Annotated in this window: 11 protein-coding genes; all 11 read right to left on the bottom strand. The window is 45.3% G+C overall.

What is annotated here, in order from left to right:
* Window positions 1-203: 203 nt before the first annotated feature.
* Window positions 204-2,036: an ATP-binding protein gene (locus CAG60_RS14600; RefSeq protein ID WP_161439249.1), complete on the bottom strand. Its 1,833-nt coding sequence runs from the start codon at window positions 2,034-2,036 to the stop codon at window positions 204-206.
* A 22-nt stretch (window positions 2,037-2,058) separates the two neighbouring features.
* Entirely contained in the window at window positions 2,059-3,204 is a 1,146-nt protein-coding gene (locus tag CAG60_RS14605) for a DNA cytosine methyltransferase (RefSeq protein ID WP_202598596.1), read from the bottom strand.
* A 103-nt stretch (window positions 3,205-3,307) separates the two neighbouring features.
* Window positions 3,308-4,291: an O-methyltransferase gene (locus CAG60_RS14610; RefSeq protein ID WP_161439250.1), complete on the bottom strand. Its 984-nt coding sequence runs from the start codon at window positions 4,289-4,291 to the stop codon at window positions 3,308-3,310.
* Window position 4,292: 1 nt separating this feature from the next.
* Window positions 4,293-5,675, bottom strand: coding sequence for an ATP-binding protein (locus CAG60_RS14615; RefSeq protein ID WP_161439251.1), 1,383 nt, complete (start codon window positions 5,673-5,675; stop codon window positions 4,293-4,295).
* 81 nt (window positions 5,676-5,756) lie between these two features.
* A complete protein-coding gene (locus tag CAG60_RS14620) occupies window positions 5,757-7,349 on the bottom strand; it encodes a Tn7-like element transposition protein TnsE (protein ID WP_161439252.1) in 1,593 nt (530 codons plus the stop codon).
* Entirely contained in the window at window positions 7,307-8,854 is a 1,548-nt protein-coding gene (locus CAG60_RS14625) for a TnsD family Tn7-like transposition protein (protein ID WP_161439253.1), read from the bottom strand. Before CAG60_RS14625 ends, CAG60_RS14620 begins: the two co-directional genes overlap by 43 nt.
* Window positions 8,855-10,501, bottom strand: coding sequence for an AAA family ATPase (locus CAG60_RS14630; protein ID WP_161439254.1), 1,647 nt, complete (start codon window positions 10,499-10,501; stop codon window positions 8,855-8,857). It lies immediately after the preceding gene.
* Entirely contained in the window at window positions 10,498-12,588 is a 2,091-nt protein-coding gene (locus tag CAG60_RS14635; RefSeq protein WP_161439255.1) for a Mu transposase C-terminal domain-containing protein, read from the bottom strand. Before CAG60_RS14635 ends, CAG60_RS14630 begins: the two co-directional genes overlap by 4 nt.
* The gene (locus CAG60_RS14640) at window positions 12,572-13,399 is read right to left on the bottom strand and encodes a TnsA endonuclease C-terminal domain-containing protein (RefSeq protein ID WP_161439256.1); all 828 of its coding nucleotides are present in this window, start codon (window positions 13,397-13,399) and stop codon (window positions 12,572-12,574) included. Before CAG60_RS14640 ends, CAG60_RS14635 begins: the two co-directional genes overlap by 17 nt.
* Window positions 13,400-13,493: 94 nt before the next feature.
* The gene (locus tag CAG60_RS14645) at window positions 13,494-13,790 is read right to left on the bottom strand and encodes a hypothetical protein (RefSeq protein WP_161439257.1); all 297 of its coding nucleotides are present in this window, start codon (window positions 13,788-13,790) and stop codon (window positions 13,494-13,496) included.
* A gap of 151 nt (window positions 13,791-13,941) precedes the next feature.
* On the bottom strand, window positions 13,942-14,342 hold a 401-nt coding region (locus CAG60_RS14650; protein ID WP_161439258.1), incomplete at its 5' end, for a hypothetical protein.

Here is a 14,342-nt window from a genome sequence, read left to right on the forward strand (position 1 = left end):
TTGTATTGCTGCATGACTTTAGCGTACTTGAAAAATAAAGTATCATACTGAATATGAATAAAATCTCTATTTATTGTTTATTATGAGTAATAAAGTTTCATAGTATCAACTCTGTTTTCTAACTAACCACCTATATCCAATATAATCAGAAGGTTCAGAACTTATGCAATGTTAAATTGAGCTGATATCAATTTAGTATTTTATTAGCTAACTAAGAATCGGAGCATCTGTATCGTATCATTTCGAATAATAGACAACTGAGAATCATTGGTAGGCTGAAGACCATGAACTATCCCATTCAGTATTTTGATATGCCCTTTCATTTTCTTCGCAGATACCTTCAATTCATTTCTCTCTTCAGGTGGAAAGATGTCGCTCTGCACAACCAACCAATCAGCAACCATATTTAAATCAACCGATTGATTTTTCCTATACTCTTCCGAATGATTTTTCCGCTTCCCCTCCCCCCTAGAATAATAATATTCTTTTATATCAACGAATAAGTTGCGACTTTTAACAAACCTTCTCGATGCGGTTTCCAACAATGATCTATACAGCATAGAGCTCGCATGTGGTGCACTACGCATTTCAAGGGAAATAGACTCGATAATCAAATTGTCTAAAACTTCATGATCTTCAGAAATTGGAAATCTGGCTGGGAGTAAAGTAATCCAGTGCTGAGTATGATTTCCTTTGTTGTTCTCTGCTCGTTTTTTGATATCCTTTGCTTCAACGGCTGTTGTTTTAGGTTTTTCTCCTACCTTCAACGGGGTGTTCTTCGATTTGATCTTAGTACGGTCTTTCTCTACTGCTTTACTAGCATTTTTCGGTAGCTTGCTAAAAGTAAGTCCTGTTCGCTCAGCAAAAACCACTTTTCGCTCATCCATTTCAATGGATGAATCGTTTCTTATATCTTTCCAGATATTAATTAGAGTCTTTGATCTTGAACGGTACTCTTTAGCAACTTGCTCAACTTTTTCTCTAATTCTGATGAAAGCTGAGGAGCCTAGTTTAAGTTCCGTTTTTGCTGTATTCCATGGAAGCTTACCAGGGTCATTACCAATCATCCTAATGAGACAAATGAAACCGCTGTATTCGTTGTGCCATGATGTAGTGAAACCATGCTTTTTATCTGTGCTAGCATCGACAATGACTCGGTCATTACTTATAAAATACAATCCGTATGCTTCACTTATTAACCCATTCTTTTTTGTATCATGATCTTCTTCGCCTGCAAATTTATATTTTTCGTGAACACCAACATTAAAATACACATCTAGTCCGTCAATATTCATTCGGTCACTAAATGGAGTTAAAGGCTTTCCTTTCCTCACATTGGGAATTGAACTTTCAACCCGATGAATGACTCGACCATCTGAAGTGCTATTCACTATAGTTATCTGTAATCCTTTCTGAATAAAGATTCCATATCGTACCCCTAACTTGTTTTTTGCATAGTCGAACCAAGCCGGATCCGCTATCTGATATCTAATGTCAGCAAACAAATCGGAGACCGTAAAAAGTGAAAATGGTTTACTTTTTGTTGGATACCTTCTTGCAGGGATCTGGTTTTTTTCGCTTCCAGAAAAAGATGATGAGTTAAAGATAGCTCTGTATCTTGCTACACCATTGTCCGTTACCAACCCAAAGCGACTTCCCACCTTCAGTAGAGCTCTTTTCAAACCTAAGCCATAATGTCCAATACCAAACTGATGATTTGACCTCCTTCCGGTGATAAACGCCGAATTAGTCAGTGTATCTTCATCAAATCCAGCACAGTTATCTTTGATTGTTATACTATTAGCGGAAAATCTTAGCCTAATATGGTAGCCTGAATAATCTGCTGGCAACCCATAGCTGTCGGACTTCAAATTATCTTGCAATAAAATCTGATCCCTAGCGGCATCTATTGAATTGTCAATCAAATCAAATAATGCATCAGTAAGTTCAATATCAGTGGTAAGCGTTTCAGCTAGAAATGATGGTTCAATACCTGTATTTATTATTACTTCATCGGTATTTTCTACTTGTGACATCCGACTTTCCTATTTATTGTAATTACACGACCTTTCTCGAAGAGTTTTTATTAACTTCAAGTTTCTGCTTTATTCTACTTAAAATGGTCTCGGACACTATTGGCGAAACACTGTTCCCTATCATCCTGAAACTATGCCACTTTGTAGGGTGGAAAACGAACCAATCGGGAAAGCCTTGAAGCCTTGCCGCTTCTCGAACGGTTATAACTCTGGGCTGCTCGGGATGAAGGGGACGTACCGCTTGATGGCTGCCCTTGTCCGAACCGGTTCCGGCTCGAAGAGTCGGACATAAGCCGTCCCAGGCCAACTTTTTGGCCCTGCTTATCTTGTCGACCGTTCCCGGCTCTGTTTCGGCATAGCGCTGCCTTACGGAAGCCGTATGCCTGGTATCGAAATACCCGCTAACCAGTCCTCCCCTCAGCTTCTCGAGTGATTCGTTCCAACCTAGTCCTTTTCCTGGCAAGGCTCTCATTCTCTGCGCATAAGCAGACAGCCCGTCCTGCTCGGGGTACTTTTTCCAACCGAAATTTTCTTTGTCTTTACTTTGAGCGATGGGGGAAGCCAAATCCGAGATGGCATCCCATACTGTGGTGTTTAGGCCATCTTCCGGTTGAAAGTCGCAGGCTGTAAGCGGGGGCAACCTCTTAGGGTCGTATCCGATTAGTATTACTCTTTTTCTTTTGGTCGGCGCCCCATATAAGGAAGCGTCTACGATCATCGGCTTAAGCACCTTGTACTTTTTGTCTAGAATCTTTACCGCATTTTCCAACTCGTAAACGTTCCGCTCATCCATCAACCCTTCAACATTTTCCATGACAAAAAAACTGGGGTTGATAATATTAACGTTTCTAAAAAAGTGTCCCAATAGTGTCCTTCTGGGGTCTTCTTTATCTGATTTCCCCATTCGACTGTAGCCTTGGCAAGGCGGTCCGCCGATGACACCGTCCACTTCGACACCATTCAATATCATTCGCCAAGACTCTTCATTCAACTGGGACAAATCGCCGTTCAATACGTGAGCTTCGGGAAAGTTCTTTTTGTATGCAGATTGCAGGGTCTGATCTATATCAACCGCAGCTACCGTTCTAAACCCTGCCAATTCAGCGCCGAGCCCGAAACCGCCGCAACCACAGAACAGATCAACTATTGTAGGATTTGATTTCATCATTACTCTTCCAAAAACATTTTATCAGAATATTATCGCAAAAAATCCTGATAGAAGCGACCGCTAAATCCAAACGTCCTTGAATTAGTACAATTAAACGTTATTTCTACAATACAAACTTGCCAAACCAAGGGAATGAACGGTAGTAGGACATAAAGTTCTCCAATTGTTCTTTTGCAGAGCGTTCATTTGAACCTATATAGAATCCCAAACTATCCCTTATTTCTTCGTAACTTCCATCCGGCAGCATCTGTTCGACCTGAAGTCTTTCCCTAGCAGATAGAGCCGGCAGCGTTATATTTTTTGGCTTTTCCCAACCGCCAGAATAGTAGGGCCAAGTACGAATGTGTGACTCTTCGAAAAACTCTTCCTTCTTGCTTTTGTCGAGCACAATTCCTGTAGCAGTCAGCATTTTCTGACCGTCCTCATATACAAACGCGCTTAATGAAACAGCTTCCAGTAGAGAGGTCGAAGCCATACCTTTCGACACGGCCCTGTTCAACGCTTTCAGAAGGGTGCTTGGAAATACCTTCGAGTACATAGACTCTTCCGTTAAGCCATGAGGTTCGTATTCTGGCGTTACCAGCTCTTTGAACTTCTCAAGTCGGTACTCATGCTGTTTTGTTTCGTTATCTACATTTCCCAAGTTTGCCGAGTTCGCGTTCAGAGTCACTTTGAAGATGTCTCCATGGCACAAGTTGCTCAACAACCGGCTTACGTCCGACAGCTGATGATTCAAATCGTTGAACGATACGAAGTCGAGCCATACGATGGACGCCTTATCGAACTCATACTCGTTGATGAAATCTGTAGCCGAACAAGCCCCGTCTAAAAAGTCTATGCATGAAAGCGGCTTGTTGAACTGCTGCCGCAATCGTACGTTCTCGTCTATCTCGATGCAGACCATATCGGAGATCTTCAATTCATGATGCAATACTTTGAAATCCTCCAAAAAGGGGCCTCCAAAGCCAATGTAACAATAATCAGATATGTTCACCCACTTGTTTATTTTACGGAGAGACTGAATGAACAACCCCCGTTCTACTGCTTTGTTAGGCCGAAGGTGATACGGTATTGAAGTTCCGGACATATCACACCTTCTTAAGAATTTGATCGAAACAATATTCCCCAACAAATGTCGTCGGACGTACTTCATCGAACAAGTACTCGGATACTGCTCGTATTTCACTCTTTTTTTTCGTAAAAACTATACGTTCGGTGGGATCTGTTTCTTTTGGTAGCGGAAGTCTGGGTTTGAATACCTGACCGCCATCTCTCCTGACATTGCTCCATTCTTCTGCCTTTACTTTTTGAGAAAGAGTTATGCTAGGAGCCGATTCGGTTTCATCCACCTTGAAGTGTTTCGACAGTTCTCCTTTGGAGCTTTTCTTCCATTTGTTTGTAAAGTCAGTAAATATTTTTAAACCTTCCCTGATTTTATCCTTAACAACTGCGTATATCATAGAACTACTGTCCACTCCTCTCTTGGTTGTTTTCAGAGGAAGCTTGGCCGGATTATTAGATTGAAAAATGACAACACCCGATATTCCTATGAATTGGGTATGATAACTAGGAACTCCAGCTTCACCCCAGCCAGTTATGTGACTCTTATCATTATGAAGAACTACCCTATCGTTACAGATAAGCGTTATACCCGCTCGCGAACTTACAGATTTGCCATCTTTTTCGTCTTGTTCTTCCTCATCGGTACCAAGTGATCGATAAAACCCGATAGTTACTTCTACGTCGACACCATCCATATTATTTTTGTACACATACGGAGCGATCGAATCCTTTTTGTTTGAAAAATCTTTTGCAAAACGAGTAATCGAAATATCAGGCGTGACACATTCGCCATTGACTTTGATACTCAGTCCCTTAGCAATAATATAAGAAAAGTGAGTCGAAATTATTTTAAACAGCTCATCGATAAAGTCTTGATTAATAAATTGTTGTTTGATTCCATCTCTTAATTGCTTGACTTCTATCGTTGTCCCAAATCTTTCACCACAATCCTCAAGATCAATTAAAGGCAATTCCCAAAGAGTGTCATCTATCATCCAATCTTTTGATATGTCGACTCGATAGCAACCATTTTCAGTATTGCACCCAACAGAGGTATCTTCGCCCATTTTAAAAATGGCCCTTTTCATACCAATACCATAAACACCGACCGTGGGGAGATCTTTATCCCTTTCACTGTCATGTCGTCCCATACGAAATGCCGACTGGAGTGCTACCTCCTTAGGAATTCCTCCACAATTGTCGGATATCCGAAAATGCTCTTCATCGAAAGATATATCGACTTCAAAATCTTTATAAGGTGTTAGCCCAGAATTGTCACCATTCAGTATCCTCATCGCACCATCAAGACAATTGTCGATAAGGTCCAAAATAGCATCCGCCAACTCTATATCCCTAGTCAGCATCTCAACAAAGAATCGTTTAGCAGGTACGAGCTGAACTTTTTCCATAGATAAATTCCATTTAATCACATATAAACAACTTGCATAATAAACTAATAAAATAATTCTAAAAGTGACTATATCAATTCTTTAAACAATCCATCCCAAAAACCTCATCCCCCAACTCTCAACATCTGCCGGATCAATCTTCCCTTTATGCTTCGACTTCGGATGATTAACCCCGGAAAAGTTACCTTCACCACAAATGTCATCCAGATAGCTTTTTGGCCAGCGTAACGTTCTCCTAAGCAATTGTTTTTCCAGTTCGATCACCTGTTCTTCCAACCGCGAAATATCTTTGAGCATGACAATCATAGTAGACAATGACTTTTCAGCATCCGAGGTGTCTACTTCGAGAATATGACAGGTCTGTGACTGATGCGTAACTTCAATGACAACCATGCATCGAGGATTCGCATCGTCGGCCAGCATATGCTTTTTACAACGCGGCAATTTGGGCAGCTTTCTTAAAGGGTAGCGTCGAACCTGACAACCATGTTCAGTTTCAAGCAAGTCGATCATCTGCAAGAAACAAGCAAACTTATTCTCATACAAATGTGCGTCATCAGTTTGGTCATCGACGATGCTCCATTCTGCTCCCGGCATCGCTCCGGTTATATCGCCGTCATTAGGAGAGAGTTCGGATGAAGCCTGGCCGGGCTGTCCATCATCCGGCGTACCATGAGGCGTTATTTTTACTTTGGATGGCAATCTGTTGGTCTTGAAGGCAGTTTTGAAGGACAGATAGACCATATCCGATTCCAGAGTCGTTCGGTTCACGTCCAGACTAGCACTTTCCAAGTCATTCAACAGATGTTCATCGGGACGTTCTGCTGATCGGCTATAACTTCCGCCACCTTTGCCACTGACTTGTTGTTCGAAGTCCGGATGATGAAAATCGATCTCCTCCGGCATCGCTGACGGCAAGTCATCAACCCGGCGAATTTCCCAAACAAAAAAGCTATTCGTTTTTCTGTCATCCCAACCGGTCACCTGCAATCGGGTTCCGGCCAGAGGTGGCGGCTGAAACGAAAAGTCCCAGAGCTGATATTGTCCCTGAACCCGGTGTTCCTGCATCATTTGTCGGTGAATACTGTCGAAAGAATGTCTTGCTTCAGGATCGATTAATATCCAGCTCAGAAACCGCCGGCACCGATCATCGTTAAACAATTCCAGCGGATAGGTTGCCGTCGGCATCACATCGATCCGCCATTTCTCGTCATCCTTCAGGACATTGAAATCAGAGGAAAGCACATCATGCTCCAGACTGATACGCGACAGATAGTTGCCGTGGAAAAACAAGACACGGGCCAGTTCGAACTGAGGTAGATAGAGCTGTTTCCCATCCGGCAGAATGATCTCAAAACACCATTGTTCCCGGTTGGCGACTGAATTCATCGCCTGAATCGCGGCGCACTCGGAGAGCGGTTTTCTTTGCCACTGTGTTGCATCTTCTATCGTAAACGACAGGCGTTTCCCTTTAGCGATATCATTCTGTAGCGAGCTGAGCGGTTTAAAACGGCGGATCAGCGGCGCGCCGGTGATACTGACCGAAGGCCGCTCTGACTTCTTCGATAACGTCAGATTGATTCCCCAGTATTTATTTCGCTTTTTACGAAAGAGCGATCCGACCCCGAGCACTACCGCATCTTCGGGGATATGTTGAAATCGATATTCTCCCATAGTCCTTCCGTTACTCCTTTTAGAAACCAAGCTGCCAGAGGTGTTAGCCGTTCTTCGCTGAGACCGGCAGAACGCAGCAGCCGCCAACGCATCCAAGGGAGTTGCTGCCGGTATAAAGACAACGCTGCATTCGTCAGCCGCCGAATCTGATACTCTCCGACCGATTCGCTATAACCATTCAGAAACGACCTTGTACGGGGCAGTTTTTCTAAATGTTTTTCCAGCACACTGGCCGCCATTTTCGAACGATGGATGTAATACGCACTCGACAATCGGGGAACAGCCAAATCATCCCGAACATCCGGCAATAGGCTCATCAATTGGCGCACACAGACTTTATCTCGGAGCTGCCAGTCAACCCGTTGATTCACCGTCACATGGGAACACTGATAACGCCGATTGATTCTGAGCAACCATACCCGATCATGACGATACAACCACGCGTACAAAGCGCCACAATTGTGTTTTCTGGCCTGTTGACAGCCTTCTGTCTTCAGCCGAATCAACCAGTCTTTGCGCCGCTCACGGATATTTGCCTCTTCCTGTCGGTAAGTCGAAATAACAAGTTGGGGTTTGAGCGGATACTGTTTCACCTGAACCAAGACAGATTCAGGATGAGGTTCTTCTCCCGACAACGCCGTGATCATGACCAGATGCTGTAGGAAACTGAACGACTTGCGATGTTTCCTCAGTATGGCCCTGCTCCAGGATGTATCGATGCTCGTCAGTGCCAAACCATGCTTCTCCAGCCATTGATGCGACCAGTACCGGTTGACTCTGGCACTGATATCTTGATGTAAAACATGGCTTCTCCGTCGACAATCTGCCGAATGAGCCAAGTCCCGGTAAAAACAACTCCATTGATGAAATGTCGGAGAAACCTCAGGATGAAGAGACAATAATGCTGAAGCAAATCTTGTCACAACCTGAGATTCGGGCCGATAGACTTCGCAGTCCCGATCCTCTGAATGAACTTTGGGTATCAAATAGGCATGTCGGTGTTGACGAGGTAGAGTTCCGGAGACTCGCAAAGCAACCCCATGTTCGAGACAGATATCTGCCCCACTAACCTGCCAGAGACGCTGCCAGTAGATTTCTCCAGAGTGATGAAGCTGCTCGGCAACGCACTGAGGACAATAATGAAGCGGGCGCCGTGCTTTAACTCGGGAAGCCACCAAACCGAAAGCTGCATGAATCGCACCTTTCGACTCTCCAGACATCCATCTGATCCCGGACTGCCGTTTCGGTTCCTCAATGAACGGCGCATAGAGTGGAAACAGTGTGTGCCGATAGATAAGAGATAAGATATCCAGATCTAATGTTTCGGGATAATGCGCTGCGATTTGAGCAAGACGACAAGGTAAATCAATGGTCGCAACAACTCGCCGATTACCATAGATTTCATCCAGCAACGCTTTCGGTGATTCGATACCATAGTGAAGTCCTGCTCTTGCCAACAGGCTATAAATCAATTCTTCTGGATAGGGACATGGCAATCCGAGCATCTACACTGCCCACTTGTCCGGATGCTGCAAATCCAGCACCAATCCATGATCCCGCACGGTCTGATACATCGTCGCCTGATCTTTCTGAGCATACAAATAGCGCAAGTCCTGACTCTCTAATGTGTGCCAATCTTTGGCTTTGACCGGATTCACCTTATTTGCTTTAGGTGGTGTAGCAGCCAGCTTTGGCCGCTCGTCATACCAAGCCAGAACCAACGGCGTCATCTCCCGCAATGTCAGATCCGGTTTCTCCTGAAAGACTTTCTCAACCAGCGGGGTCAGCAATTCGGACTGACAATCCATCTGGGTCAGCATCTGATAAAGGCGCATTGCCTGTTGATTCTGACTGAACGGAAGCTCGGCTTCTTCAGGCAATTGAATAATCTTACGATGTAGCGTCAGCAGCCGTTTATCGATATCTTCCATCCTTAAATCCGAGTAGCGGGAAACCATTTCCGGATCACCCCGGCGCATGGCATCCAGCATTGGATGAACCGGCTTTAACTCATCATCGTATACAGCCCGCAACAACTTCGCCGTAATGCGTTCCAGCCCGCTCGCGATTGCCCGGAGCTGGGCAAGCACAAATAGTTTCACCACAATATCGAGACCCCCCTGAGAGAGTTCATACCAACAGTCACGGATCTCTTCGCTCAGAACCTCATCTCGCCGTTGCAACCACTGATAGCGCCATAACTTATTGGTGAAAGCTTCCCACTCGCTTTTACTGTTCGGTTGCTCCGAAAATTGCGGCATCGGCTGCCAGTACAGAGAGCCGAGTCCGGTACTCCGTCTTGCCGACTGAAGCTCAACCTCAAAGATTGGCCGGGCTTTCGGTGTTCCGATCAAAACTGCCGGAACACCGACGGTATTGACCAGTTCGACGAAAAACTCCAGCATCTGCTCGCGCCCACCGGAGCGACGAATACTGAGCCGCTGAATTTCATCGATGACGAGAACGCCGATTGCCCGATGATTGGCAACCTGGCTCATCAATGCCAGCAACGTCGGAATACCGTGTCGCTTGAGTCCATAAGTCGATTCATAGTTGGTTCCGAGAACCCGATCGACTTCCCGGAAAAAGTTAAGGCACAAGCTCTTAAGAGAGCCGTTATTCGGACATTCGATTTTCAGATAGGCAATCTGAAAGAAATTATGCTGCTGGTGATAAATCACCTGAGGATAGGTGGCAAGAATGCGGGATAATGTCGAGCTTTTGCCACTCCCGGAACATCCGATCAATGACAGACAACTGGCCGTCGAGCGGGCATCCTGAAACTTGAAACTCGCCATATCACCGGACATGATCCGCTCATAGCCGTTTTGCAGATGTTTGTTGAGTGAACCGTCCTGAAGATTTCTCCCGACATAACCACGTCGTATCATAATCGAGATCCTCTCTTCCAACAGTACGTGCTGCGCAAGCGGCTGAAAGAAATCATCCAACAGCGAAGCAACCCTATGCGCACGCTGACGGGGTGGCAGCAACGTATTTTCCGGTGAGAAGCTCACCGTTCCTTCAAGTCCCTTTTTAAGCTGCTTCAGCTCCATCAACGGCGGTAAAGCCTCAATAAATGGATTTCCCTGATAAGAAGGGTTGCCCGTATCCCGATAAACTGCCGTCACATATTTGTCCGGTAGACTCATTCCTGATCGTCCTCATCGTCAAACAGCTCACTGACAAAGCCGGGATACTGGTAATCTTCTTCCTCGACACCCGGCAAGTGAACGACATCGGCACGTTCCAGAGGTTGACTCGGTTCAGTCGGTTTCCGGTCCTCCCTCTCACTCTCCAATTCAGCTTTTCTGTTTGGCCGGATCGCTGCAATTCGCTCAGACTTAGAAAACTCAGAAATATCCGGACTTCTTGCTTCGGCCTGCTGAATCTTGTCGATCACCCGACGTTCATACGCCCGTTTTTTCTCATCCGAAACCACTTTTGATGTCGCCGTCACTGACTTCTGACGAGCCTGTATCTGCCAGACTTCCCAGAAAGAGCAGTGAATAAATTCACGCGAACGATCGGAAAGCTTACCCACCCAGAATTCACTTTTCCCTTCCACCGGGAAAAGATAGATCTCATCGGCAATATTCGGATCGTAGGCTACCGTTACTTTCTCCGGGCGAGACGTCGCTTTGCCCCGATGCATCCATCCGGCGCTCATTGCTTCTGCACAAGTGTAATAGAGACCGAACAGGCAAATACCCAAGGGAGAAACCGTCGCTCTTGCGCGAGGCAGCAAACTCAGTCTCAACTCTCTTTCCGGCGCAGCACGCAAACGGCCGGTCCGGTGCTGAATTCCCCAACGCCAGAGTTCGATCGGCACCGAAGGCAAATCCACCGGCATATCGTCGGAACGGTCATACTTACCCAACACGGCAAACTGGTTGTGGTACAGAATGGAAGAGAGGATGATTTCTTTAAAGTCCGAGATGGATAGCTTTGCATCCAGACGATAATCTCTGCCGCCCCGTTTCTTTACCGTCGTTCCTGTGACAACACCGGGAGCAAACGGCGTAAAATCAGCCTGTATGGTTTTGAAATTCCGTTCGACGATCCCTTTGGCATCGCCTCGATAAGGCGGGGTATTTTCCACCCTGACCGAAAAGCTTTTCTCAAGACTTTCGATCTGACTGCCAAGCAATTCGCCCCGATCGGCAAGAATCGCATCCGGTAGCCCAATGGCCGGCCAGTCCTGCGCTTCAATCTCTATCCCATATTGATGACAGAGAGCAACCTTGTCCGTCATTGCCGTTTGCAGTGCCTGAATCGCTGCTACATAAGACGGATTTTCAAAACCGATATACAGTCCGGCGATCAAGCGGCTGAATACATCGACAACGACATAAACGACCGGGCGTCCGACAATCCAGCTCCGGTTGCTATCCGAGACCAGATAGATATCGGCAATGGTCGCATCGATTTCAAACCGGGAGCCGGGACCAAGCGCGTGTAGATTGGCCGTGCCTTTAAGTGGCCGAATGTCTTTGTTGTAGATCTTCGGATGTGTCCGTTTGCGGATCACATCAACCTGAGTAAATTCCCGTTGATAGAAATACTTCATCTGCCAGTTGGTCGGAATCTCTGCTTCTGGGATATCCGGGAAATAGGTCTGATATATATCTTTGAAACGGCGGTGCGCATAAGGAAACGTGTACCCTTTGTCGTTCAGCAGATACTTTTGAATCGCTATCCGGAACAGGCGCTCGGTAAACTCATCAACATTAACGCCGGTGCCAGGCATATACTTTCTGGGACGTCCGAGTTTCTTCCCCCCGGCCTGACGACGTTTCCCTTTTCCTCCCGAGTTTTTATAGTCAGGCAATAACGCATTAGCGATCTGACCACGCTGCCAGTATTGTCGAATCAAACGATATAAGGTCTGCTTGGTTGTCTTATGCTCCGCCATCACTGCATTGATCGCCTTCGATCTCAGGTCAGGGCGATAGTATGCTTCGCACTGGATAATCGGTTGAATCAAAGCATAATTCTTGTCTCGTTTGACCTGAGCAATGCTGCCTTCCTCAGGGACTTCCAATGTCAGATAAACATACGGGTCTTCGACCCGGTGTAATGTTTCATCCTCAATCCCCCGATGAAGCACTTCCGCATCAACCGATACCGGAAAGGCCGATTTATCGTCGATAGAAATCCATATCAACTCATCTCCTAATAAGCTCAGTACCCGGAATCTTTCCTGTTCAAACTCAAGCACTTCATTGATTCGAAACATGCCGCGCTCCTATCAGGTGATTCATATTCTCAAGCTGGAGATCTGTGACGAACAGACGATGGAATTCCGTTGTCATATCAAAATAAAAGCAGCGATGAGCGAGAAGCTGCCTGATTTCATACAGAGACTGTCCTTCCGGAAGCCGGTAACTGACATCCAGATGCTTGCACATATCGACAACGGTTCGGTTTGGAGACAACTCGAATTGCGCCGAATAATAAGCCGTTCTTTCCCGCAACAACTCATCGGTCAGCTCATCTCGTTGCGACGGATATAGCCAGCCAATGTTCCGGACCATCACCGGTGAAATATCTTTCTCAGTTACCAGAAACCACGGAATTTTCTTCTGCGTCCAGTAACGGCGTTCAATCTCCAATTTTTCAACCACCCGAGGATCTTGCAACGCTTCAGCATATTTCCCCTGAATAGCAAATTTAGGCTGTTTGGTATTGAGGCTATTGACCAGAAAATCGGAAGACATATACAGATCGACACCGCTATCCGCCGGATGCCTGATACCATTTTCGTTGGCAATTTGCCGAGTCTCCGAGCGTTCCAAAGGAAATTGTTCGCGGATATCGGTAATTTGAGGGTTCCATTCGAGCGTAAAGAAAATAGCGAGTTCCAGATCGGAAAAAAGGTGATGGATTCGTTGCGTCTTATGACCGAAAACACGGTGAGAACGACCTTCGGAAGGAACATCCCGAACCGTCAGCCAAGGCTGATAATCAACACCCCGGCCACTTCCCCGGCCTTCTTTGAGCCAGCGTCCATATCGGGTTTCCGACGCCGAATATTTATTTTTTGCCATAAAAAAACCGCTATCCCATGCTGATATAACAAGCATAAGGACAACGGTTTGAGTATGCAATTTTATTACTTAGCTTCTGTGAAGATCGATAGTATCAACTTTCTCGGTAATATTGATGCTTTCTCTTAGAGTTATGCTTCCAGCTTTTTGCCATATCGTAGACATATGCCGAATAGTCGTCCCAAGGATCGGCCAGCGCGTTCCCGCGAGCTGCACGAAACTTTACCGGATAACCTTTACATTCAACCAAATGCATGAAGAAAAAGCTTTTTTCTTGTTTGGTACTAAAGTGCTTGTGAGTACCACTTCGGATACTGGGATAAAAATGCCACAAATAATCCACAGATTGTCTATCAACAGCGTGTTTGTACTGCTGTTTTAATTTTTTCATATACCCTCCAGGTTTACATTACCTAGAAGGGATCCTCTGCAAAGTAGTACATCTTCTTTCCTCCGGTTTGAGCGCTACAAACCTACTCGTAGTCGCAATCCGGACTACCCCATTCGTTCCCTACGGGGCCACTAAAGAGCCTTGTAGTTTTTTACCGGTACTTAATCCCGAGTTCTTCAAATGATTTACCCGCTAGCTCAGGAAGCTCTACAAGTTCAGAGTATGAGTAAACTACTTCTTTTTTTTCCCCTTTGACAACATCCGATGATGTCATGTCATATTCAATTCTTTTCACCTCACCATGCTTCCACTGAAGATCAAATCTTAAAGGGTAATAAACGATTTTATATGGGCTCGCACCTAAATTTACATCTAGGTCAGAGGGCATGATGAGTTGGTATGATATGTTCCCAAATGAAAAAATCAAAATATAAGTAGGTAATGTCGATACTAACCACTTCTTCTTTAGAATTTTCACATTTGTTTCATTGAAAGGTCTAGGGCCAGGAACAAAACTCTCAATTAAATTTAGTGGTTTTAAAAATGTAATAT

It is taken from the genome of Vibrio sp. V33_P6A3T137 (assembly GCF_009904835.1).
Classification (GTDB): Bacteria; Pseudomonadota; Gammaproteobacteria; order Enterobacterales; family Vibrionaceae; genus Vibrio; species Vibrio metschnikovii.

Bases quoted from the DNA above. Each gene is read 5' to 3' on its own strand.
- CAG60_RS14600 (WP_161439249.1), bottom strand. From the start codon at position 2,036: ATGTCACAAGTAGAAAATACCGATGAAGTAATAATAAATACAGGTATT.
- CAG60_RS14605 (WP_202598596.1), bottom strand. From the start codon at position 3,204: ATGATGAAATCAAATCCTACAATAGTTGATCTGTTCTGTGGTTGCGGC.
- CAG60_RS14610 (WP_161439250.1), bottom strand. From the start codon at position 4,291: ATGTCCGGAACTTCAATACCGTATCACCTTCGGCCTAACAAAGCAGTA.
- CAG60_RS14615 (WP_161439251.1), bottom strand. From the start codon at position 5,675: ATGGAAAAAGTTCAGCTCGTACCTGCTAAACGATTCTTTGTTGAGATG.
- CAG60_RS14620 (WP_161439252.1), bottom strand. From the start codon at position 7,349: ATGGGAGAATATCGATTTCAACATATCCCCGAAGATGCGGTAGTGCTC.
- CAG60_RS14625 (WP_161439253.1), bottom strand. From the start codon at position 8,854: ATGCTCGGATTGCCATGTCCCTATCCAGAAGAATTGATTTATAGCCTG.
- CAG60_RS14630 (WP_161439254.1), bottom strand. From the start codon at position 10,501: ATGAGTCTACCGGACAAATATGTGACGGCAGTTTATCGGGATACGGGC.
- CAG60_RS14635 (WP_161439255.1), bottom strand. From the start codon at position 12,588: ATGTTTCGAATCAATGAAGTGCTTGAGTTTGAACAGGAAAGATTCCGG.
- CAG60_RS14640 (WP_161439256.1), bottom strand. From the start codon at position 13,399: ATGGCAAAAAATAAATATTCGGCGTCGGAAACCCGATATGGACGCTGG.
- CAG60_RS14645 (WP_161439257.1), bottom strand. From the start codon at position 13,790: ATGAAAAAATTAAAACAGCAGTACAAACACGCTGTTGATAGACAATCT.